We start from the raw sequence: 23393 nt of genomic DNA on the forward strand, positions 1-23393 counted from the left end.
ACTTATGATAGCTTTATTGCCAATATTTATATTGAGCTTTGCCATAATAATTTTGCTCATCGCACTATTTATTTTTAAAATAGATACTAAAAAATGTGCTACTTTAACCATATCGGGATTAATTTTTGCACTAATCGGCTCAGCATTTTTGGGGTATAAAATTTCGTTTAATACCGAAGCAATATCAGATATTAGTAGTGATAATATGCAAATATCGGTTTCTTCGCCACCAGAGAATACCGAAACAACATCTGCAACAGAACAAACAGTCGCTATTGATACCGTACCTACGGAGCAAGAAACTACCGCCTCAACAAGTGAAGAAGTTACCGAATCTGTTGCGGAAAATAATGATATGGTTGGACCATTCCCTCAGGTTGATGATACTCAGCAGTATGATACCAATAACGAATGGCAAGCACGTCATGTTACTGCATTATTTACTTGTGATGGTTATGGATTACTTTATACCTGCTTAATTTTAATTATTTCAATTGTGGTTTCATCATTAGCTTATCGATGGTTTGTACAAGAAAAAATCAACCATGGATTATTCTATCTAATTTTACTGTTTATGGCGTTAGGCGGAATAACTTTAGTTTATGCTAGCCACTTAATGTCATTCTTTCTTGGCATTGAGTTGCTTTCAATTCCATTTATAGGTTTAATCGGCTATCAATATATCCAAACTCATGCGCTTGAAGCTGCGATTAAATATATGATTTTGTCCGCCATTGCTAGTTCATTTTTGTTAATGGGAATTGCTTTCTATTATGCAACTACTGGTGAGCTCACATTTAGTGGTTTAAGTTATCAATTATCAACTATGACTTATCCAAGTACTTTATTATTAATTGGTATTTGTTTAATGTTAGTTGGTATTGGTTTTAAACTTTCGCTGGTACCTTTTCAACTTTGGTTACCCGACGTTTATCAAGGGGCTCCGACTGTTGTTTCATTACTACTATCAACTGTAGGTAAAGTTGCTGTGTTTTGTGCTATTGCCAGACTATTTTTATTAGCGCCAATAGTGAATAATGAAACAATCCGTATTATTTTGGTTATTATGGCCTTTTGTTCAATTCTATGGGGAAATTTATCGGCATTAATGCAAAGTAGCTTAAAAAGATTATTGGCTTATTCATCAATTGCTCATTTTGGTTATCTTTTGCTGGCATTAATTGCCGTGCAGTATCAAGTGCTCGCTTTAGAAACAATAGGTGTTTATTTAATTGGCTACATTTTTGCCAACATCTGTGTTTTAGGCGTGATCAGCTTAGAATCCCATTCCAATGAGTTACAGGATCATGAAAAGGAAATTGATCTTTCAGGATTATTTTGGCGTCGACCTATTTTAGCCTTAGCAATGGGAGTCGGTTTATTATCTCTAGCAGGAGCACCACTTACTGCGGGTTTTGTGGGACGTTTTCTTTTAGTTCTATTAGGGGTTACGGCTGAATTATGGTGGTTAATTGCTGCAGTAGTGATTGGTAGTACCATAGGATTATATTTCTACTCAAGACTTATTCTCAATCTTTATATCAGGCCTATCAATCGTGATGATTTCTCAAGTAATAATTCTATTATTAAATTGAAGTGGCGAGATATAAAAGTGAGTGAATTGTATATTGTTATCGCAGCATTTTTAACCATGGTATGTGGTGTTTATCCTAAATGGTTATTTAACCTGGTAAGTATGGCACAATATTTAACGACTTAATTTTTTGCTGGTTCATTGTTGGTGGGTACTGTATTTATTTAGTTAATTGAATAAAATAGTTAATAATAACGATATTTGTTGTTGACTTAAAAGATATTGGCAAGAAATAGTTAATAATCGATTTATTTATTGTGTTATAATTCTGCACTTTAATATTTTTATATACATTAAGAGGACCAATATGGACTTTTTTATTTCTAATGCATACGCAGCTGATGGTGCTAGTGCTGAAGCAAATCCTTATTTTTTACCTATCATGTTAGTCGTGTTTGGACTATTTTTCTATTTTATGATTATGCGTCCACAACAAAAACGTGCTAAAGCACATCGCGAGTTAATGGCTTCTATTTCAAAAGGTGATGAAGTATTAACTAATGGTGGACTTATTGGTCGAGTATCAAAAGTTAATGAAAATGGTTATATTGTGTTAGAGTTAAATGATACAACTGAAGTTGTTATCAAACGTGACTTTATCACATCAGTATTACCAAAAGGAACAATGAAATCATTATAATAGATTTTCCTATTATAATTCATTGTATTAATTATCTAATCCCACAAGAGAATATGTCGTGCTAAATCGCTATCCTTTGTGGAAGTACATTATGTTGGTTGTCGTGATTTGCGTCGGCCTACTTTATGCTCTTCCAAATATTTATGGTGAAGATCCCGCTATACAAATTTCAGGTTCAAATAGTGCCGAAATTAATGTTGCTACGCAAGATAAAGTCAAACAACTTTTGGTGAAAAATCAAATTGAACCTAAATCACTGGTTTATGAAAATAAATCTATTTTAATTCGTTTAAGTGATAATGATACTCAGCTGAAAGCTAAGGAATTGATATCACAAGAATTAGGTGATGATTATACTGTTGCACTAAATCTAGCGCCTGCAACACCATCATGGTTAACGATGATTGGTGCCGAACCCATGAAATTAGGGCTCGATTTGCGTGGCGGTGTGCATTTCTTAATGGAAGTCGATATGACTACTGCGTTAAGTAAATTGACAGAACAATCGATTGAAAATTTAAAAGCAGAGTTCAATAAAAATAATCTAAATTACAAAGCATTAAATAAAAGTAGTAATCAACAAATCTTAATGCAATTCGATAATACAGAAGATCGAAACAAAGCCATTACTAAAATTAATGGATTGCTAGATTATGAATTAACTTCGCAAAGTGAAAATAGCATCGTTATTAGTGTTAGCCAACAGCGCCTACAACAAGCTAAAAGTGATGCTGTACAACAAAATACCACCATTTTGCGTAATCGTGTTAATCAATTAGGTGTTGCTGAACCAATTGTTCAACGTCAAGGATCTGATCGTATTGTTGTTGAGTTACCTGGTATTCAAGATACTGCATTAGCTAAACGAATTTTAGGTGCAACTGCAACCCTCGAGTTTAGACAAGTAAATGAAGATGGTTCAACTAATTTAGAAGCTATTTTAAAAGGTGAAATGCGTGTTCCATATGGTTCTGAAATAAAATATATGGAAAATGGTCGTCCGGTCTTACTTTATAAACGTGTGGTATTAACGGGTGATCATATTACCGATTCTTCATTTAGAGTAAATGAATATAGCCAACCTGAAGTTTCTATTAACTTAGATAGTGCTGGTGGCAAAACCATGCTTGATTTCACGCAGAAACATCTGAAAAAAGCAATGGCAACATTATTTGTTGAATATAAAGATACTGGAAAACGTGATGAAAATGATAAACCTATTCTTGAAAAACAAGAGAGAGTTATCAATGTAGCAACGATTCAAGGTATTTTTAGTGACCGATTCCAAGTAACTGGGATTAGTAGTGTTGATGAAGCTAGAAATTTATCACTACTATTAAGAGCAGGGGCCTTGATTGCGCCGATCCAAATAATCGAAGAACGTACCGTTGGGCCATCAATGGGGCAAGAAAATATCACTCAAGGTTTAGAATCTTGTGTATGGGGATTATTAATTTCGGTAATCTTTATGTTAGTGGTATATCGTCTATTTGGTGTATTTGCTAGTCTTGCATTAGTTGCAAACTTAATTTTAATTGTTGGTGCAATGTCTTTATTACCTGGAGCAACATTAAGTATGCCAGGGATTGCAGGTATCGTACTAACTGTAGGTATGGCGGTCGATGCGAATGTCTTAATTAATGAGCGTATAAAAGAAGAGCTCAGTAATGGTCGAGGTGTCCAACATGCAATTAACGAAGGTTATGCTGGTGCTTGGAGTAGTATTTTTGACGCCAATATTACTACATTGATAACTGCGATTATTCTTTATGCAGTAGGTACAGGTTCTATCAAAGGCTTTGCCATTACATTAGGTATCGGTATTGTAACATCGATGTTTACCTCGATCGTAGGGACTCGAGCTCTGGCCAATCTTATTTATGGTGGTCGTCGCGTCAATAAGTTATCAATTTAGAGGTTTATTGTGACTATTAATAAAAAAGAAAATCATGATGTTAGAGAACTAAATCATGGACGAAGAGTACTCGACTTTTTAAAATTTGGCTTTATTGCTTTTGTTATCTCAATGTTATTGGTTGTTGTTTCATTTGTGGTTATTCTTGTTAAAGGCTTTAATCTTGGACAGGATTTTACCGGTGGTACCACCGTTGAACTGACAGTAACTAAAGCTGTAAATCTTGATGATTTACGTAATAGTTTACGTGATGCAGGTTATCATGAGCCAGTCGTTCAGTATTATGGTAGCAGTAAAGATATTATTATCCGATTAGCCACCGCCAATCAAAATGAGAGTAGTGCATCATCTGCAATTGATAATGCATTAGGTACTAAAATCTCTAATTTAGTACATAAAGATATTGATAGTAATGCTGAAATTAAGCGAGTTGAATTCGTTGGTCCTACGGTTGGTTCTGAATTAGCTCAAGATGGTATTTTGGCGATCTGCGCCGCATTAATTTGTATCTTAATCTATATTGCATTTCGATTTGAATGGCGATTTGGTACTGGTGCTGTTGTAGCATTAGCGCATGACGTGGTTATTACCGCTGGTTATTTATCACTCTTTGATCGTGAGTTGGATTTAACCATTATTGCAGCAATGTTATCTATCATTGGTTATTCTCTTAATGATACTATCGTTGTATTCGACCGAATTCGTGAGAATTTTAGAAAAATACGACGTGCGTCGCCGTATGATGTTATCAACATTTCGTTAACCCAAACATTACATCGAACCTTAATGACATCTGGCACAACGTTAGCCGTTGTTATTATCTTATATATCTTCGGTGGTTCAATGTTAAAAGGTTTCTCTGAAACATTAGGGGTTGGTATTGTGTTAGGTACAATTTCATCAATTTATGTAGCAGCATATATGTCGCTTAAATTAGGTGTGAAACGTGAACACTTTATGCCACCAAAAGTTGAAGCAGAAGGCGCGGATCAAAACGCAATTTTACGTTAATCATTTAAGCTCTGTCATAGACTGACAGAGCTTTGTTAGCTTGTTTTTTGAGCAAATAATATTAAATTATTTGACACCCTTTAACTAGTTGCATATTATTAGCCACAGTTTTTTATCCCTTTAGGGGCCATAGCTCAGCTGGGAGAGCGCAACGCTGGCAGCGTTGAGGTCAGGGGTTCGATCCCCCTTGGCTCCACCAATTCAATAATCAGTAACATTCTTTTAAACCCTACAAAGTACACCAAATCCAGTAATAACAAGCCTTAATGTCTATTTCATTGCCCATTAAGTATCAGTAAGGTACATTTACAACCATAATTTTTAGGTATACGCTTAGGTATACAGATGCAATATACCTATATATCGTATACCTTAAATAATTATGGGAAGGAAAACACATCCATTAACAGACACCCAAATAAAAACCGCCAAACCAAGAGATAAAGATTACTCTTTATTTGATGGCGGTGGTATGTATCTCTTAGTTAAATCGAATAATTCTAAAATCTGGCGTTTTAAGTATACTCGTCCGTATACCAAAAAGGGCGCATTAATTAGCTTCGGTAGTTATCCTGAGGTTTCACTACAGCAAACACGAAAACAACGAGATGAAGCGCGAGAATTAATAAAGTAAGGTGTAGATCCTCAAGAGCACAAAGCAGAACAAGAACAACGCAAGCATGACGAAATTACTAGCACCTTTAAAAAGGTAGCCGCTGATTGGTTTAAAGTTAAAAGTGGTAAAGGAGTAACTGAAAGCACCTTAAAAGAACGTGGGAATCGTTAGAGTTACATTTATTTCCTTATATTGGTGATAAATCAATCTTTAAATGAAAAGCAAAAGAATTTATTAAGGCCATGGAGCCACTAAGAGCTAATGGTAAATTAGAAACAATTAAAAGACTTTGCCAACGTATCAATTAGGTTATGTTTTATGCGGTGAATATAGGCTTGATTGATGCTAACCCAGCAGCCAAGATAAAAGATGCTTGAAAGCCCTATAAAAGGGCAGATGCCAACAATAAACGCGCAAGAGCTTCCCCAATTTATGCAATCCCTTACTATGGCCCGAATCGAATTACAAACGCGTTGCTTGATTGAATGGCAATTATTAACGCGGTAAAAGTGTTTTTGCTGAAATTGCGACGATGTTATCAGGTAAAAACAATACTGTAATAGGCACTATGGACGCATTAGAAAAGGCAAGGGACAGAGCCTTAATCGTGGGTTACTCATTAGTCATATTACCCGACCAACCACGTTACATGGGCAGTGGCGCAGGATTAAAAGCGATTACTGGCGGTGATGAAGTCGCAATTGACCCTAAACATAAGCAACCCTATTCCTGCAAGATTCCAGCAGTAGTGTTAGTAATTAACAACGAAGCCATGCGATTTAATGAGCGCAACGGGGGCATATCAAGGCGAAGAGTAATATTTCACTTTGGCGAGGTTATACCAGAAAAAGAGCGAGATTTAAACTTGGTTAGCAAAATAGAGCAAGAGCTACCCTCAATTGTTAGACTGCTACTTAATGAGTTCTCTAACCCTAATGATGTCAAAGAACGATTACACAAACAGCAACAATCAGAAGAAGCAACGACTATTAAAAGAGAATCGGACCATTTAGTCGATTTCTGTAGTTATTTTGACGGGTTAGACAACCCTAACGGTATATTAATAGGGAATCTTGGCATTATGCCATTTAATCCAAGAAAGTACTTTTACCATGCTTATATCGAATACATCCGTAACACAGGGTTAAGCAATCCCCTATCCCTTACCCAATTCGGCACATCTTTAAGTTATGCAATGAACGAGAACGGCAAGCAATACATAAAGAAGCGCTATACAGCAGGAAATAAAACTAATTTAGAACTTAATTTAAACGCTAGTAAAGACTGGTTACCTAAAGCAGAAGAGCCTACTTAATTTTTTTGTTTATGAGTATTCTAACCGCCTGATTGGCGGTTTTTTGTATAGTACGAATGTAGAGTTAAAATATAGACCGTACATGATGATTATTCAGAAATATAAATTTTAATATCATTTTGTTCATTATAAATTGAATAACAAAATTGACTGTTATTTTCGTATTTATGCTTTGACCCAAATCGGGGCTACAGTTGGTCCTTGCCCAAGGAAAAAGGCAAAATGAATATTCATTGCACCAATAGGTTCAATAAAACGACTATTACACAAAGAACCAGCGTCAATCGGTTCAAATCCAATTGAATTAGCAATGTTTGATACAACGGTTTTCGCGTTATCATCATCAGAAGCAATAAAAACTTGCAAAGTTTGTTTTGTTCGTGCTGATGTAGGTAATAATTGAGCAAAGATAGTATTAAATGCTTTTACGATTTTCGCCTTTGGTGCCAATGCTTGAATTTCTTCTGCGCCTGATGTGACATGACCAATCAGTAACTCTTTAAAGTCTTCCGTAACTGGGTTAGTTATATCAATTAATATTTTATCGGTTAAATCACCACAAGAGAGTAATACCTCTTTTACGGCTTGATAAGGTAGTGCTAAAATCACCATTTCGGCTGATTTTACCGCAGTTTCAATACAACCGCTTTCAGCGCCTATATTTTTTGCGAGAGTCTGAGCTTTTGCTGAGTTTCTGCTTGCAATTACAATATCATGATTTGTTGTGGCAAGTACATTTGCAAGTCCTGTCCCCATATTTCCTGTTCCAATAATAGCAATTTTCATTTTTATCTCCTGTTTATGAATGAATTGATAAAACTATACAATAGAAATAAAAAGTGATAAATTTCAGTTATATTTCATATTTAAAAACAAATTGTTTCTAATGGATAGATTAACTTCTATGTCTGTTTTTGTGAAAGCCGTTGAATTAGGCTCATTTTCGGCTACAGCGAACGTATTTAATATGTCACCACAATTAGTCGGTAAACATGTCCGAATGCTTGAAGAACACCTAAATGTTCGTTTGTTAAATAGAACAACTCGTCACCAGAGCTTAACCGAAGTAGGACGTGCATTTTATGAACGTGCCAAAAATATTCTTGCCGAAGTTGAAGAGTCAGAAGCGATTGCAGCACAAATTAATGCCATACCTCGAGGGCGAATTAAGATTAGTGCACCAACAACATTTGGCACTCATGCATTAGCACCTCAGTTACCCGAGTTTTTAAGCACTTATCCAGAAATTTCCATTGATTTATCACTTACTAATCGTATTGTTGATTTAATTGATGAAGGATTTGATTTAGTTTTCAGAGTTGGCGAATTACCTGATAGTGGATTAATTGCAAGAAAATTAAAACCTTACCAGTTGATTTTGTGTGCTTCCCCTTTATATTTAAAATCCTCACCACCGATTAATTCACCAAAAGATCTTAAATATCACGAATGTTTAGGTTTTTCTCATACAACATTACAAACTCATTGGCAATTTGAGGGAGCTGAAGGTCATTTTTCTGTACCTGTATCAGGGCGATTCATGACCGACAGTGGTGATGCACTATTACCAGCTGCCATTGCTGGATTAGGTATTATGTTACAATCAGCCGAAATGGTGACACCAGCAATAGAAAAAGGACTGTTAGTTCATCTTTTACCTGATTATCATGTACCAACCCGACCCATGCATATTCTTTATGCATCTAATCGCCATGTTTTACCTAAACTAAGATGTTTTATTGATTTTTGTATCCAAAAATTTGGTGAAGATGAACAAGGTTAGAAATCATAATAAGCTGTATAAATTGGTTACCTAAAGCAGATGAGCCTGCTTTTTTGTTTATGAATATTCTAACCGCCTTGATTGGTGGTTTTTTGTATTATACAAAATAGATACTTAAGGAAATAAACAAATATATTAAAGCTAAGGCTAAAATTACTTTGAAGTTAAGTGATAACTTTCGGTAAGTAAATCGAATATTTCTTTATCTGATAAAGGTCCAGAAAGAATAATGCTGATCCAATGTTCTTTATTCATATGATATGCTGGCAAAATACCTTCTTTTTTCCTTAAAGATCCTATATGTTCAGGTCTTGCTTTAATATCCAGAATATCAATCTCTTTATCATCTTTTATACCAAGTTTTGAGCCAGATACATTCATAACAATAGCATACCATTTATCACCATCTTGATGATGTCGCAATACTGCATAATTAGGTAAATTTTCCCACAGATAATTAGGTTCTGAATGAAAATGTTTTTTGGCATAGTTAAATAATGTTTCTCTATTCATTATAATCTCCTAAAGATGTTGGATATAGAAAATACAACTTAACCGCATTGAAGTTTATTCCCTTAAGTATAACATTATAGTTGACTTGGAATAATCAAAATCATAAAAAATAAATAGCCCATTATTTAGCTAATCTAGTAATAAATTTTTACATCACTGAATTATGTACAGCTCGAATGTAGAGTTATGTATAGTTAAAATGCCGACTATACATAGCATAAACCCTTATACAATAAGGTTTATAAAAAATTATGTATAGTATGGACAGTTTTTTATAAAATTTTATTTTAATGGGGGTAGTTAATTTCTTTACCACTCAAATTTGGGTGCAGTCTCTTTGGACTGATTTTTACATCTGCGAAAAATCAACTTTAAATCAAAAATAAGAGAGTACTAAAAATACCCAATTTTAGGGGTTACTTTTTATTTTTTGGGTACACTAATAAATATAAAAAATAGAAATCATTTACCCAAAAGGGTTTAAAAGACGTTTTTCAAGTCCCGACCATGCACCATTAACAAATCTACACAACTCTACCGAAGTCAATCAAACCCTTATATACAAACACTTTCAAGAAATCCTTACTCAACTGAGTTCAACTGCAATTATCCCAAATCTAGTATTAAATCGGATACCAAACAGGATACAGAAAAAAACATTAACTAAATTTTTATTTTTATTCAACATGTTAGTTAAGTTATTCGTGTCCTATAACAGGGCTTGAAAAATATATTTCATAACTTTCCCTTAATAACGATTATAATTTTATTTCTTAAAAATTGAACACTCCTCTAAATCTTCACATTTAAATTTAAACCCTCAACATATTCACCACAACCCTTAATGCGGATGATATATTGCGATGTGGATAGTAGAGGTATAAAGGTGGAAAAGTATAGCTATACTCATTAAAAATGCGGATCAGTTGACCATTAACCAGTTCCTTTGCAATCAGTTCTTCGGGTAAATAAGTAATCCCTAATCCCATTTTTGCGGCAAAGATCGTTGGATAAATGATAACCAATACCTTGATGTTGTGTTAACTTTTGTATCGTGCTAGGAAATCCTTTTTTTGAAAATAATCAGCCGTTGCTACAACCGCCATTTTCATAGGTTGACTAATGCAAAAAGCGACCATATCTTCCGCAACACCACTACCAAAACGAATACCCACATCAAATCCTTTTGCAACAATATCAACAAAACGATTATTACTAATAAACTCAAACTGAATATCAGGATATTTGTCCTTAAAATGGGCTAATTTAGAGAGTAGTAGCGTCTCAATCACTTGTAGTCCACAGTTAATACGCACTAAGCCAGATGGTCAATTTCGATAGTGTTCAATCTGTTGAAGTTCGTTATCCATTTTAGCAAAACTTGTTTCAACAGTACGAAATAGCTGCTCGCCAACTTGGGTAAGCGATTGCCAGTGCAACGGATAAAAGTAATAATATTACCACTATTTTATAAATCCACTTTTTTATATTTTAATGCCTTATTTAATTTACTCCACACGACTTAGTGTTGCCACAAAATCCTGTTTTAAATTTGCTAATACGGTTCGGCCAGACTCAATATGACCCAATGTATACAATTGTGAATTAGTACCTACACCTTGATAAAACAGAGCCAAATTCCCCCAAGGTGCATAATAAGTAAAATCCCCAGAAATATGAGCGGCACTTGCCATACCTTGAGTAATTAAGCGTTGTGGCAGATAAGCGATCTTCTCGGCACCAACATAATCACTAAAAGTCAGTGTTAAAGGTAGCAGTGCCAGTAGCTGATGACTGGCAGGAGTATCGAGCAAATTGACAATCACTTGCTGATCGTCAATAGTCAGTTTTATTTTTGCTAATGTTGCACTTTCAGTTTTTTGACTAAACGCCGAGAAACTCATCAAAAGTGTAATAAATGCGGTTATAAACAAGTTTAATTGTCGTAATGGATGTCTATTTATCATGATGATATCGCCTAGAGTGAGAATTAGTTAGCTAGATACTGATCAAAAAACTGACTTGCTTCATTAAAATAACGCTGGGCTTCTGGCGCATCAGAAACCATTAAATATTGGGCATGAGATACGCCTTCTAGCACCACTAAATCAGCAGCCACGCCGGCATCTCGTAATTTCAAATGCATTCTGATTGTGTTACTTAAAAATAGATCGCGCGTTCCCGTAACTAACAGCGTTGGTGGAAAATCATTCACGTCACCATAAATGGGAGATAATAGTGGCTCTTTAAGATCATGATCGCCAGCATACAGTTTGGCTGCGTCTCCCAACCAGCCGTCATAACTGACGAGCACATTATCAATCCCCTCATGCGTAAAATAGGAATCACCAGTTTTACTTAAATCGGTCCAAGGCGTGCCAACAACGATCGCCGCTGGTAAAGGTAGGTCGTGAGCTTTGGCATTTAGCATTAAGGCTAGTGTCATACCACCGCCAGTTGAGGTGCCAAATACGCCAATATTCTCGGCAGGATACTGTTTAAGCAATTCGCGATAGGCTGTTAGTGCATCGTCTACGGCCGCTGGAAACAGAAAGTCTGGTGCCATTCGATAATCAATTGAAATGACGTTGATTTTTCCATATTCCGCCATCATAATTGCTTCAGCGGTACCTGCCTCACCTGGATTAAGCACATAACCACCGCCATGAAAATGTAATAAGATACGATTTTGATTATATGGTGCAATCGTTTTAGGTGTGACCATAAAGGCATTAACATTACCAAGCTGCGTAGCTGTAACACTGACTTGCATTCGTTCTTTTAACATAGGAAGTGTTTTTAATGTTTGGGCAGCAATCGTATCAACCCATTGATGCCATTCGGAATTAGTTTTAGGATGATCCTTCCAAAAGGAAGGGGGTTCGCCAGAGACTAAAGGTTGTAATGCCTGACTCACTGTTGATGGATTTGGAAAATGTTGCACAGCCACTTCTGCCGTGTTCGCAAGTGTTGTTTGTACAAAAGTTAGCATAAACACTAAAGCCGTAAACTTGATTTTCATTTGTGATCCTTTTTATCTATATAAGATTGATTAAGCAAGGTTGCCTGTTGCTTTTTTATATAAACTAAAACACAAGGCGGTAATGATGGCACCTATAATACTAATAATCGTGGCCGTGATAAAAATGCCACTAACCCCTAATTGGTCAAAGGTCATTCCACCAACACCAGCTGCTAAACCAATGGAAAGTTGAATCGCGGCAACCGACAATCCACCAACCAATTCAGCTTTATCAGCAAGCGTTCGAGTGATCCACGTTGACCAACCAACAGGGATAAATCCAAACACAAATCCCCAAGCAATCACTAATGTAGTATCCATAGTCACATTATCAGAACTTAAAAACCTATATTTAATAAATAAGAGCATGGCTATAGCGGCTAAGACTAAATGAATAGCGATCATCACAGGTCTAAAAAATCGGCCAAGTAGTAAACCCGCAACAAAGGTTCCGATGCAATTAGCGATACCAAACACCAATAAAATAAGGGTTAATGGACCGGTTTGTAGTGCTAAATTGTGCTCTAAAAACGGTCGCAGATAAGTAAAAAAGAGGTGATAGCCTCCATAACTAAAAATTGTACCGATAATGCCAAGAAAACACCAATTTTGCTTAAATAGGGCAAACATATTTTTAAAATTACTGCTTTCACGCGGCGGTAAAGATGGTAGGGTAAGCCGTTGCCAAACTAGTGCGATAAAACTTAACGCCGCAGCAATAAAAAACACATTACGCCAACCGATTAAATGACCTAAATAACTGGCAAGAGGCAGTGAAATAATCGTTGCAACCGACACTCCGGTATAGACAATACTTAATGCTCGAGGAATATCTTTACTCGGCGCTAATTGTAATACTACAGCAGATGCCATTGACCAAAATCCACCAACACAAATCCCTAATAGCGCTCGACCAATCAGCATAATGAAATAATTAGGCGCAACAGCAACGAACAAATTGGATAATACTAATAAAATAGAAAAAGTGAGTAATACTACTCGACGATTAATATTTTGGGTCATGGGTGCGAGAACCAAACTGGTGACTACCGCAAAAATCCCCACCATTGTGACGCTTTGGCCTGCTTGACCTTCAGTAATATTGAAATCTTGTGCGATAGGGGTTAATAAGCTAACAAGAATAAATTCCGCGGCAATCAAACTTGTTACTCCAATAAATAGTGAAAATATTGCTCCCCAATACGCCGTACTTGGGGAATTTAATGTGTTATCTGACATGGTTAATCCCATTATTATATTAAAGACGAATGAATTGAATAGTTGTGGAATGGGTCATAGTCTAAATAGCAGCTAAATATATGTAAATTACTTATATTTTATGGTTATTTATGCCTTAAAAGCATGGGTATAAACTGTATTTAATGTCATTAATATCAATAAAAAGAAGTCATAAGAATAAGCCCAGCAAAATAGGAGGATCATTTTGCTCACTTCTATATTCAGAGGAATTTATTGAGAAAAAGCCTGTTTCATTCGCTGTAAACAGATTTCAGCTGCTTTTGAAAAAATTTGATAACGTTTCCAAACTAAGTGAATATCAACCGTTAATTGTGGCTCTAAAGGTTTAAAACAAAGATGACTATTACCAGTCGTGTTAATCAGCTTATCAATACTTAATGCATAACCCATGTTTTTTTCAACCATAAGTGAGGCATTGTAAAGTAGGTTATATGAGCCAATCACATTGAGTTTATCTAAATCACGTTTTAACCAGCGCGTAATTCGGTTATCGACTTCTTTCTGTTTAGAGATAATAAGTGGCAAGTTCCATAAATCGCTAGGTCTAATCACATCTTGATGTGCAAGTGGACTATCTTTACGCATTAACACTCCCCAAGTATCTTTTTCCGGCAATAGCAACGACTCATATTTGCTGATATTTTCCACACCAATTAATAATCCAAAATCGAGCAAGCCTTTATCGAGACGTTCTGTTACTTCATCAGCATCACCACTATAAATATGCACATGAATTTGCGGATAGTCGTGTTGTAATGCCTTAACAACCTCAGCAATTAATCCCATGGCATGGGTTTCACCACAACCAATATAGATATTGCCACTGATTTCCTCAGCTGAGGTTTGAAACTCTAATTCAGTTTTTTGCACTAATTCTAAAATTTCTTCAGCACGTTTGCGTAAACGCATACCTTCATCGGTTAAGGTAATTTTACGACTGCCTCGAATAAATAAGGTGTTACCCAATTCTTGCTCTAATTCAGCCAGTTGACGAGATAATGTTGGCTGAGTCAGATGTAAATACTCAGCAGCCGCAGTGATACTTTCCGCTCTAGCAAGAGCTAAAAAATAACGTAATACTTTAATATCCAAAATGACCTCACATACAACTATTTTTTATGCTTAAAAAGTATAACAATAATTAAGTTATAGGAAAAAGGTTCGTTGTTTTTATGTACAGTAAAAATGTAGAGTTATGCAGAGTTAAAATGTAGACTATACATAGCACAAACCTTATACAATAAGGCTTATAAGAAATCATGTATAGTATGGATAGTTTTTTATAAAATTTTATTTTAATGGAGGGGGTAATTTCTTTAACACTCAAATTTGGGTAATGCCTCTTTGACCGGATTTTTACACCCGCGAAAAATCAACTTTAAATCCAAAATAAGTGAGTACGAAAAATACCCAATTTTAGCGGTCACTTTTCGTTTTAGGTATACGTTTAGGTGTGCGATTGGTTGTGTTAAAATATAGTATTAATAAGGTTTTTTATTGGGTTGTTTCGTTTCCCTTGATCAACCAATTCCAAATTCTGCAATTTAAATCCTTTTAGCAATATTTATACAGTGCTAAGATAGTAAAACTATCAATTATCGGCCACACTATATGTTTCAATACCATCCAAATGTCTTAGCAAATGAATGTCGTGATATGAATGATATTCGCGCGGAAATTGATAATATTGATCATCTGGTAATTCAATTACTAGCAATTCGTTTTGACTATGTTAAAGCAGCCAGTCAGTTCAAAAAAAATGCTATCGATGTTCAAGCTAAAGAACGTTTTAATAGTATGCTTGAGCAACGTAAGCTTTGGGCTGATGAGTTAGGTCTCGATGGTGATATCATTAAAGAATTGTATGCTAATTTAGTGAAATATTTTATTGATGAAGAATTAAAGCGTCTTCAACATAAAGAAAAATAATTACGTTAACTTGTTATTAACAATTTAATTTAAGCTTATTAATTGCTAGGTTAAATGTTTATGCTTGGTTCTTAACTTCCCCAACATTATTTATCTGGATAATGTTGGGAATGTGATAAACTTATTTAAATAAACCATTGGTTTCAATAAATTCAATGACTTTATCTAATCCTTGTTTCGTCCGTAAATTAGTAAATGCCCATGGTTTATCAATGCGCATTTTATTGGTATCAGATTCCATCACTGCTAAAGAAGCACCGACATACGGTGCGAGATCAATTTTATTAATGACTAAAAAGTCTGATTTAGTTATACCAGGACCTCCTTTTCGTGGAATTTTTTCTCCTTCAGCAACATCAATGACATAGATAGTCAGATCAGCCAATTCAGGACTAAAAGTTGCACTAAGATTGTCTCCTCCACTTTCGATAAAAATAATATCTAGATGTGGAAACATTTCCATTAATCCCTCAACTGCAGCTAAATTCATTGATGCATCTTCGCGAATTGCTGTATGTGGGCAACCACCAGTTTCAACACCAACAATACGTTCGGGATCTAATGCTTTTGCATCGGTTAATATTCGCTGATCTTCTTTTGTATAAATGTCGTTAGTGACAACGGCTAATTGATATTTGTTGCGCATTGTTTTACATAGCATTTCAAGTAGGGCCGTTTTTCCTGATCCTACCGGTCCGCCAACTCCAATTCTTAGCGGTGTATGCGTAATGGTATTCATATTCTCTTCTCTTTTTTCTATAATTTTATGAGCTTAATTTATGATCGAAACAGTCTTGAGTACTGTGTTTCGTGACAACTACTGGCAATAGCTACTAAAGGCGATCCTGCGCCAATATCATCATCTTTAACATCATTTGCTTGCTTAATAATTGAAGGTAATAATGTTGATAATTGATAAATCAGCTGTTGTCCTGCTTGCTGTCCTAAAGGTACTAATTTGATTGCCGCCATAATGTTGCTTTCGAGCCAACTGTAACTCCAGCTTATTTGTATATCTTCTAACGACATTTTATTTGTCGCACCATACCAAGCAAATCCGGCAACTTGTGACTGTATTAATAAATTTTGCCATGGATGAATAAACCCTAATCCTTCTAGGAATCGAAAAAAGGCTTTTCCTCGTTGCTGTTCTTCAAGTCTTAATTCACTTGTTTCTCGTTGACATAGTAAATTTCTAGTCCAATAACTAAAACCTTGTTCATCTTGGTTAATAGTACATTGATGTAGTCGAGCCAAAATAGGTAAGTCACAAAAGCGCAATGTGCTATACATTTGCTGTATTAGCCAATCTTTGGTTTCGATTTGATTAGTTACCCATTTGGCTTCAACTGCCCATTCTAATCCTTGAGAATAGGTGAATCCCCCAACAGGTAAATTTGCACTGGCTAATTGTAAGTTACGTAAATATTGCAGCATGTTTTTTATCTTAATGATGATGGTGGCCAATAGCACTACTTTGATAAGCTCCAGCTTCCGGTTCAAATGGAGCTTGTTCAACCAGTACTTTAATTCCTAATTGTGTTAGCATTTCATCCAACACATGATCATGTTGATAACGAACAAAGTCTGTAGCAATTTGTAATGGAACATGACGATTACCTAAATGATAACATGCTCTGGCTAACAACAATTTATCATTGCAGTAGGCTGTGGATACATTTTCGTTTGCAGCCAATACTTCAATAATTATTGATTCATCCTCTGTTGCAAGATAATCACCACCACGAATTAATAAACCTCTAGGTAATATAACACCGGCTTCCTGACCACTATTAAGCACTATTTTGCTGCGGCTTTTTATTCGGCTATCAATATCTAATTTAGTACGGTCTTTGACAGACTGTAATTGTGTTTTTGTTAATGGTTTAGTAAGTATCTTTGTTAAAATTATCATGATGTTATGTTCTCAATTTATTAAAATAAAAAGTATCTCTGTGCCATTGGTAAGATAGATGCAGCTTCACAACTCAATAGATTGTTATCGGCCTTTACTTCATAGGTTTGGGCATCCACTTCAATATTGGGTTGCCATGAGTTATGGATCATGTCTTGTTTTTTAATCTGACGGCAATCTTTTGCCACACCAATCAAACTTTTTAATCCCAAGTTTTTTGCTACATTTAAATCGGCAGCTGTTTGTGAAATAAATGTCATTCTAGATAAAAAACCTGCTTTTCCTAAGCTAGCAAACATAGGGCGATAGTGTACGGGTTGTGGTGTGGGAATTGATGCATTAACATCACCCATTTCGGCGTAAGCAATCATTCCCGCTTTAATAATTAAACTTGGTTTTATGCCAAAAAAAGCAGGTTGCCAAATGACTAAATCGGCTAATTTTCCTACTTCAATAGAACCTACTTCATGGCTTATACCATGGGTAATCGCTGGATTTATAGTGTATTTAGCTAGATAACGTTTAACTCTAAAATTATCATTCTGTTGATTATCTGGATATAATGGGCCTCGTTGCGTTTTCATTTTATGAGCAGTTTGCCATGTTCTTATGATAACCTCTCCCACTCGTCCCATGGCCTGAGAGTCTGATGAAATCATAGAAAATGCGCCTAAATCATGTAATATGTCTTCCGCAGCAATAGTTTCTCTGCGTATCCTTGATTCGGCAAAAGCAACATCTTCTGCAATTCCAGCATCTAAGTGATGACAAACCATCAACATATCTAAATGTTCATCAATAGTATTGATAGTATAAGGGCGAGTAGGATTTGTGGAGGAAGGTAAAATATTAGCGTAACCACAAGCTTTTATAATATCGGGGGCATGGCCGCCTCCTGCGCCTTCCGTATGATAAGTGTGAATGGTTCGCTCTCCAATGGCAGCGAGAGTGTCTTCTACAAAGCCAGATTCATTTAAAGTATCGGTATGAATAGCTACTTGTACATCCATCTTATCGGCTACATCAAGGCAATTACTTATTGCTTGTGGTGTTGAGCCCCAATCTTCATGTAATTTTAAGCCAATAGCTCCGGCATTGACTTGTTCGATTAATGGCTCAATAACACTGCAATTCCCTTTAGCTAATAACCCAACATTTACAGGTAAATTATCACAAGCTTGTAACATTTTTTCGATATACCACTTACCTGGTGTACACGTGGTTGCGTTTGTTCCCGTTGCTGGGCCGGTACCACCACCTATAAATGTAGTTATTCCTGAACATATAGCCTCTTCAGCTTGTTGTGGGCAAATGAAATGGATATGAGAGTCAATTCCGCCTGCTGTAACAATGCTATTTTCGCCAGCAATAATTTCAGTGCTAGCACCAATAGCGATGGTTATATCTGGTTGTATATCGGGATTTCCCGCTTTACCAATAGCTAAAATACGTCCATTTTTAATACCAATATCAGCTTTAACAATTCCCCAATAATCAATGATTAAAGCATTGGTTATTACAACATCGGCAACCAAATCTGCACATAATTGGCTTTGTCCCATACCATCACGGATTACTTTCCCACCACCAAATTTAACTTCTTCGCCGTAAGTAGTGAAATCTTTTTCAACTTGTATCCATAAATCGGTATCGGCTAAGCGAACTTTATCTCCTGTGGTTGGGCCAAACATTTCTGCATACGCTTGTCTAGAAATATTACTCATTTTCAATTCCTTTATTATCTAATGCACCCATTACAGCACCTTGGAATCCATACACTTGCCTTTTACCAGCTAGTTCAACTAACACTACAGTACGGCTTTGCCCAGGCTCAAACCGTACAGCTGTACCGGCGGCAATATCTAAGCGAAATCCATAACTTTTGGCTCGCTCAAATTTTAAGGCTTGATTAACCTCGAAAAAATGATAATGAGAGCCTATTTGAATAGGTCTATCACTATGATTAGCAACCGTTATTTGAATGGTTTTGCGATTTTTATTTAATTCAATATTACCTGCTTGTACAATCACTTGGCCTGGAATCATATAATTTACCTTTTAAATAATAGGATTATGAACAGTCACTAATTTAGTTCCATCAGGAAATGTTGCTTCAACCTGAACATCTTGGATCATATCGGCAATTCCCTCCATTACGTCGTTACGCGTTAAGACTTTTCGTCCTAGATTCATTAATTCAGTGACGGTTAAACCATCTCTAGCACCTTCTAAAATTGCGGCGCTAATTAGTGCTATTGATTCAGGATAATTTAATTTTACCCCTCGCGCTTTTCGCCTTTCGGCGACCAATGCTGCTGTAAACAGTAATAATTTGTCTTTTTCTCTCGGAGTCAGTTTCATCGTTATTTTCTCATCGTATTTATAATAATTAAGCTAGGTTGCCCAAATTCGAGGTGGACATGCGGGTGAATTGATAATTAACGGGCGCAATAATGCCCATAATTGGTGTAAATATTGTTGGCAAATTTGGTTATCATTTGCTAGCATGCGAACGGTTAATAATTGTCCCAAAGCAGTTGCACCGATTGGAACCCTACTATTTTCAAATCTTTTTTGCACTTGTTGTAAAATGGCTAGATTAATCGGATAGGCAAATAAAGTTGCACTATATGTGTAATTACCTATAGGAGCACTATTACCTTCAATAATTTTTAAGTGCTCATCAAGACCTAATTCATCCGGTAAATTAATTGTTAAACGGCTTTTGATATTGCCTTGCACAAACTTTTCATGCATAACCGGTCGACCAAAGCATAATGTTTCCCAGCCAAGTAATCGGCTATTTAACGTTAAATTAAATTCAGTCGTTAAATTAGCATTAGCACCATTAAAAAAAATATTTTCTTGCGGTAACCATTCCATAATACTATTTTGCGCTAAAGTAAATTTTTGTTTCAGCTGTGCAATATTGCTGTGACTGCGATAAAATTTACTTGCTCCGGGCATAGTCATTAATAGATGGCTATCCTGATTTAAAAAAATATCCAGCTCAAGTTTATCCCCTCCAACAATCCCTCCTGGGGGATGGAGTAAATAAATATGGCAAGGTTTTCCTTCTGGATAGAATGGCCGTTGTATAGTTAAAGGCCCTTGTTGTTGACGATCAACTAACTCAGTTCGCTGTAGTTCACCATTTACAAAACGGTTAGCAAAAGATAGTGATAGTTTACCTAGCCAGCCATTAGCATTTTTTTGAGATGTATTATTTTGAATCATACCGTTAAATAATTTTTTATTAAATCTGGTGTTAGTTGTTGTAAGGCGCCATTAGCGATATTTCGTCCTCGGTCAAGTAAATAAAAATCATCAGCAACCATCTGAATAAAAGGCAATTTTTGTTCAACTAACAATACAGTTAAACCTAATTCATGATTGAGTCGATTAATGATATCGCCTATATCATGTACAATATTGGGTTGAATACCTTCTGTTGGCTCATCTAAAATTAATAATGATGGTTCAATAACTAAAGCTCTTCCAATCGCTAATTGTTGTTGTTGTCCTCCAGATAGATCGCCGCCACGACGGTTTTTCATCTCTTTTAATACAGGGAATAACGAATAAACTAAATCAGGTATTTTGGCTGAGCGGGATCTTTTAGCAGCTAAACCAACACGTAGATTTTCTTCAACAGTTAGTTGAGAAAAGATTTGTCTACCCTGTGGAACGTAACCTATTCCCATATAGGCGCGGGTTTCGATAGATTTATGGGTAATATCGGTATCATTAAATTGTATATTACCTTTTTTTATCTTTAAATTTCCCATAATAGACTGTACTAGAGTAGTTTTGCCAACGCCATTACGTCCCATTAGACATGTACATTTACCTTTGGCTAAACACAGATCGATATCCCATAAAATGTGCGTTTGTCCATAAAATTGATTGACATTAGATAATTTAAGCAACATTAACGTTCCTCCCAGTAGTAGATTGTCCTAAATAGACTTCAATTACTTTAGGATTATTTTGTACTTGTTCCATATTTCCTTCAGCCAATATTGAACCTTGATGCAATACTGAAACAGTTTTGGCAATTTGTCTGACGAAATCCATATCATGTTCAACAACAATTAACGAATGTTTGCCCGCTAACGAATTTAATAATTCTGCGGTTTTATCCATTTCTTGAGTTGTCATTCCGGCAACAGGTTCATCAACTAATAATAGTTGAGGTTTTTGCATTAATAACATTCCTAATTCCAACCACTGTTTTTGTCCATGAGATAAAATAGCCGCATATTTATGACGCATGTCCATTAAACCGATTAGCAGAAGTATCTCATCTATTTGTTCTTGTTCTATCTTGTTAACTCGATGGCGAAGAGTATGCCAAACTGTTTTTTTCCCGGCATTTGCTATCATTAAATTGTCATTAACTGTTAAGGCTTCGAATACAGTCGGTTTTTGAAATTTGCGACCGATGCCGGCTTGGGAAATTTGTGGTTCATCCATAGTTAATAAATTAAGTTTTTGACCAAACCATGCTGTGCCTGCTTGTGGTTTTGTTTTACCAGTGATTACATCCATCATTGTCGTTTTACCTGCGCCATTAGGACCAATAATGCAGCGTAATTCACCCTGTTTAATATAAAGATTCAAATCATTAATCGCTTTAAAGTTATCAAAACTAACATTAATGCCTTCCAAGTAAAGAATAATACCTTTATTGGTATCCAAATCTGGTTGTGGTAGTGCTTCAAAGTCTTTAAGCAAAGGAGAGGCAGATTTTAATTTTTTATTTAAACTTTTTTTATTCATATATTTGCCTCCAATTGTTTTAGTTTGTATTTTTTAGATATAGTTAGATTGATTAAACCAACAATACCTTTTGGAAGAAATAAAGTAACTAATACAAACAGAAGGCCTAAAGCAAATAGCCATTGGTCAGGGAACCATACGGTGAAAAGTGATTTGCAATAATTAACTAAAAATGCACCAACAATAGCGCCATATAAAGTCGCTCGTCCGCCGACTGCAACCCAAACGACAATTTCGATTGAATTTAAAGGTAAAAATTCAATAGGTGTGATAATTCCTACTTGTGGCACATATAACGCTCCTGCAATACCAGCTAATACGGCTGAAAACGTAAAAACAGCTAATTTGATATTTTCAACTCGATATCCAACAAACCTAATGCGTGGTTCTGCATCTCGAATAGCAATAATTACTTTACCCAATTTACTTTTGATTAATTGATAACATATCAGATAACTAATAATGACAGCCATTAACGTGATAAGTAATAATGTTATCCGCATTCCGTTAGTGGTGATTGAAAAACCTAATAAATATTTAAAGTTAGTCAGACCATTATCACCCCCAAATCCCATCTCATTGCGTTGAAAAGCTAGCATTAATGCAAAGGTGAGTGCTTGTGTAATTATTGAAAGGTAAACCCCAGAAACACGGGAACGAAATGTCATATAACCGAATATAAAAGCTAATAATCCAGGTACTAGAATAATTAATAGCAAAGTAATTAAAAAATTATCTGATCCTTGCCAATACCAAGGTAAACTTTGCCAATTAATAAATGAGGCAAAATCAGGCAGAATGGTCGAACCATTTTCTCCCTGTACAGACAAATACATTCCCATCATATAGCCACCCAGTGCAAAAAAAGCACCGTGACCTAAACTTAAAATGCCTAAATATCCCCAAACTAAATCAACAGATATTGCAAGCAAGGCATAACATAGATATTTACTGACTAAAATAATAGTCTGATTACCAACATAAAATAGGCTATTAGTTGGGAAAAAAAGATTAGCTATTACTAAATAACTGACTAATAAAGTTAGACAAAATAGAACATAACCGCCATTATCTTGTTTAAAATATTTTGTTAACATA

General features: G+C 35.6%; 26 protein-coding genes, 1 tRNA gene and 1 pseudogene. 10 read left to right on the top strand and 18 right to left on the bottom strand.

Annotation, left to right across the window (positions count from 1 at the left end; all coding sequences use genetic code 11):
- Nucleotides 1-4 precede the first annotated feature (4 nt).
- The 8 genes and pseudogenes from H3S74_RS04210 to H3S74_RS04240 all read left to right on the top strand — a co-directional run bounded on the left by H3S74_RS04210 (nucleotide 5) and on the right by H3S74_RS04240 (nucleotide 7091).
- Nucleotides 5-1720, top strand: a complete 1716-nt coding sequence (locus tag H3S74_RS04210) for an NADH-quinone oxidoreductase subunit N (RefSeq protein ID WP_198247316.1) — start codon at nucleotides 5-7, stop codon at nucleotides 1718-1720.
- Between the two features lie 181 nt (nucleotides 1721-1901).
- On the top strand, nucleotides 1902-2234 hold the full coding sequence (gene yajC / locus H3S74_RS04215; protein ID WP_086359534.1) for a preprotein translocase subunit YajC: 333 nt from the start codon (nucleotides 1902-1904) through the stop codon (nucleotides 2232-2234).
- A 58-nt stretch (nucleotides 2235-2292) separates the two neighbouring features.
- Entirely contained in the window at nucleotides 2293-4149 is a 1857-nt protein-coding gene (gene secD, locus H3S74_RS04220) for a protein translocase subunit SecD (protein ID WP_198201022.1), read from the top strand.
- 15 nt (nucleotides 4150-4164) lie between these two features.
- A complete protein-coding gene (secF, locus tag H3S74_RS04225; protein ID WP_110448012.1) occupies nucleotides 4165-5160 on the top strand; it encodes a protein translocase subunit SecF in 996 nt (331 codons plus the stop codon).
- A 123-nt stretch (nucleotides 5161-5283) separates the two neighbouring features.
- A tRNA-Ala gene (locus tag H3S74_RS04230) sits at nucleotides 5284-5359 on the top strand.
- Nucleotides 5360-5542: 183 nt separating this feature from the next.
- Nucleotides 5543-5794: an integrase arm-type DNA-binding domain-containing protein gene (locus tag H3S74_RS04235; RefSeq protein ID WP_110447080.1), complete on the top strand. Its 252-nt coding sequence runs from the start codon at nucleotides 5543-5545 to the stop codon at nucleotides 5792-5794.
- A 496-nt stretch (nucleotides 5795-6290) separates the two neighbouring features.
- Nucleotides 6291-6575 (top strand): annotated as a pseudogene (locus tag H3S74_RS12545) (DNA primase); the annotation flags it as partial.
- Nucleotides 6549-7091, top strand: coding sequence for a primase-like DNA-binding domain-containing protein (locus H3S74_RS04240; RefSeq protein WP_255518860.1), 543 nt, complete (start codon nucleotides 6549-6551; stop codon nucleotides 7089-7091). The pseudogene H3S74_RS12545 and the gene H3S74_RS04240, both read left to right, overlap by 27 nt.
- 165 nt (nucleotides 7092-7256) lie before the next feature.
- On the opposite strand, the gene H3S74_RS04245 is transcribed toward H3S74_RS04240, so the two are convergent.
- Entirely contained in the window at nucleotides 7257-7898 is a 642-nt protein-coding gene (locus H3S74_RS04245; protein ID WP_309146260.1) for an NADPH-dependent F420 reductase, read from the bottom strand.
- A 79-nt stretch (nucleotides 7899-7977) separates the two neighbouring features.
- On the opposite strand from H3S74_RS04245, the gene H3S74_RS04250 reads away from it, so the two are divergent.
- Nucleotides 7978-8874 (top strand): LysR family transcriptional regulator, encoded by an 897-nt coding sequence (locus H3S74_RS04250; protein WP_370547489.1) that lies wholly within the window; start codon nucleotides 7978-7980, stop codon nucleotides 8872-8874.
- A gap of 153 nt (nucleotides 8875-9027) precedes the next feature.
- On the opposite strand, the gene H3S74_RS04255 is transcribed toward H3S74_RS04250, so the two are convergent.
- From H3S74_RS04255 to H3S74_RS04285, 7 genes are all read right to left on the bottom strand, one after another.
- Nucleotides 9028-9387, bottom strand: a complete 360-nt coding sequence (locus H3S74_RS04255; protein WP_198201016.1) for an MmcQ/YjbR family DNA-binding protein — start codon at nucleotides 9385-9387, stop codon at nucleotides 9028-9030.
- 812 nt (nucleotides 9388-10199) lie between these two features.
- On the bottom strand, nucleotides 10200-10376 hold the full coding sequence (locus tag H3S74_RS12665) for a LysR substrate-binding domain-containing protein (RefSeq protein WP_198247319.1): 177 nt from the start codon (nucleotides 10374-10376) through the stop codon (nucleotides 10200-10202).
- Between the two features lie 51 nt (nucleotides 10377-10427).
- Nucleotides 10428-10679, bottom strand: a complete 252-nt coding sequence (locus H3S74_RS04265; RefSeq protein WP_198201014.1) for a LysR substrate-binding domain-containing protein — start codon at nucleotides 10677-10679, stop codon at nucleotides 10428-10430.
- Nucleotides 10680-10895: 216 nt separating this feature from the next.
- The gene (locus H3S74_RS04270) at nucleotides 10896-11354 is read right to left on the bottom strand and encodes a cyclophilin-like fold protein (RefSeq protein ID WP_110447086.1); all 459 of its coding nucleotides are present in this window, start codon (nucleotides 11352-11354) and stop codon (nucleotides 10896-10898) included.
- A 23-nt stretch (nucleotides 11355-11377) separates the two neighbouring features.
- Nucleotides 11378-12409, bottom strand: a complete 1032-nt coding sequence (locus H3S74_RS04275) for an alpha/beta hydrolase (protein ID WP_198247320.1) — start codon at nucleotides 12407-12409, stop codon at nucleotides 11378-11380.
- Between the two features lie 30 nt (nucleotides 12410-12439).
- On the bottom strand, nucleotides 12440-13648 hold the full coding sequence (locus H3S74_RS04280) for an MFS transporter (protein WP_198247321.1): 1209 nt from the start codon (nucleotides 13646-13648) through the stop codon (nucleotides 12440-12442).
- Nucleotides 13649-13879: 231 nt separating this feature from the next.
- Entirely contained in the window at nucleotides 13880-14761 is an 882-nt protein-coding gene (locus H3S74_RS04285) for a LysR family transcriptional regulator (RefSeq protein WP_198247322.1), read from the bottom strand.
- A gap of 519 nt (nucleotides 14762-15280) precedes the next feature.
- Here H3S74_RS04285 and H3S74_RS04290 point away from each other — a divergent pair.
- On the top strand, nucleotides 15281-15598 hold the full coding sequence (locus H3S74_RS04290) for a chorismate mutase (RefSeq protein ID WP_198247323.1): 318 nt from the start codon (nucleotides 15281-15283) through the stop codon (nucleotides 15596-15598).
- Between the two features lie 121 nt (nucleotides 15599-15719).
- Here the strand turns inward: H3S74_RS04290 and ureG are convergent, their stop codons facing one another.
- The 10 genes from ureG to urtC are packed head-to-tail and all read right to left on the bottom strand — an operon-like array spanning nucleotide 15720 to nucleotide 23392.
- Nucleotides 15720-16337 (bottom strand): urease accessory protein UreG, encoded by a 618-nt coding sequence (gene ureG / locus H3S74_RS04295; RefSeq protein ID WP_086359531.1) that lies wholly within the window; start codon nucleotides 16335-16337, stop codon nucleotides 15720-15722.
- 38 nt (nucleotides 16338-16375) lie between these two features.
- Nucleotides 16376-17044 carry an urease accessory protein UreF gene (locus H3S74_RS04300; RefSeq protein ID WP_370547580.1) on the bottom strand — a complete coding sequence of 223 codons (669 nt, stop codon included), beginning with the start codon at nucleotides 17042-17044 and terminating at the stop codon, nucleotides 16376-16378.
- Nucleotide 17045: 1 nt separating this feature from the next.
- Nucleotides 17046-17513 carry an urease accessory protein UreE gene (gene ureE / locus H3S74_RS04305; protein ID WP_198221059.1) on the bottom strand — a complete coding sequence of 156 codons (468 nt, stop codon included), beginning with the start codon at nucleotides 17511-17513 and terminating at the stop codon, nucleotides 17046-17048.
- A gap of 20 nt (nucleotides 17514-17533) precedes the next feature.
- On the bottom strand, nucleotides 17534-19237 hold the full coding sequence (gene ureC, locus H3S74_RS04310) for an urease subunit alpha (RefSeq protein WP_198247325.1): 1704 nt from the start codon (nucleotides 19235-19237) through the stop codon (nucleotides 17534-17536).
- The gene (locus tag H3S74_RS04315; RefSeq protein WP_110447092.1) at nucleotides 19230-19559 is read right to left on the bottom strand and encodes an urease subunit beta; all 330 of its coding nucleotides are present in this window, start codon (nucleotides 19557-19559) and stop codon (nucleotides 19230-19232) included. Before H3S74_RS04315 ends, ureC begins: the two co-directional genes overlap by 8 nt.
- Before the next feature lie 12 nt (nucleotides 19560-19571).
- On the bottom strand, nucleotides 19572-19874 hold the full coding sequence (gene ureA / locus H3S74_RS04320; protein ID WP_086363101.1) for an urease subunit gamma: 303 nt from the start codon (nucleotides 19872-19874) through the stop codon (nucleotides 19572-19574).
- A 33-nt stretch (nucleotides 19875-19907) separates the two neighbouring features.
- Nucleotides 19908-20750, bottom strand: a complete 843-nt coding sequence (locus H3S74_RS04325) for an urease accessory protein UreD (protein ID WP_198247326.1) — start codon at nucleotides 20748-20750, stop codon at nucleotides 19908-19910.
- On the bottom strand, nucleotides 20747-21442 hold the full coding sequence (gene urtE, locus H3S74_RS04330; RefSeq protein ID WP_110448013.1) for an urea ABC transporter ATP-binding subunit UrtE: 696 nt from the start codon (nucleotides 21440-21442) through the stop codon (nucleotides 20747-20749). Before urtE ends, H3S74_RS04325 begins: the two co-directional genes overlap by 4 nt.
- On the bottom strand, nucleotides 21435-22295 hold the full coding sequence (urtD, locus tag H3S74_RS04335) for an urea ABC transporter ATP-binding protein UrtD (protein WP_198201004.1): 861 nt from the start codon (nucleotides 22293-22295) through the stop codon (nucleotides 21435-21437). The genes urtE and urtD overlap by 8 nt, the downstream gene beginning before the upstream one ends.
- Nucleotides 22292-23392 carry an urea ABC transporter permease subunit UrtC gene (urtC, locus tag H3S74_RS04340; RefSeq protein ID WP_198247327.1) on the bottom strand — a complete coding sequence of 367 codons (1101 nt, stop codon included), beginning with the start codon at nucleotides 23390-23392 and terminating at the stop codon, nucleotides 22292-22294. Before urtC ends, urtD begins: the two co-directional genes overlap by 4 nt.
- Nucleotide 23393 lies beyond the last annotated feature (1 nt).

This window comes from Gilliamella sp. W8126, from assembly GCF_016102185.1.
GTDB lineage: Bacteria > Pseudomonadota > Gammaproteobacteria > Enterobacterales > Orbaceae > Gilliamella > Gilliamella apis_A.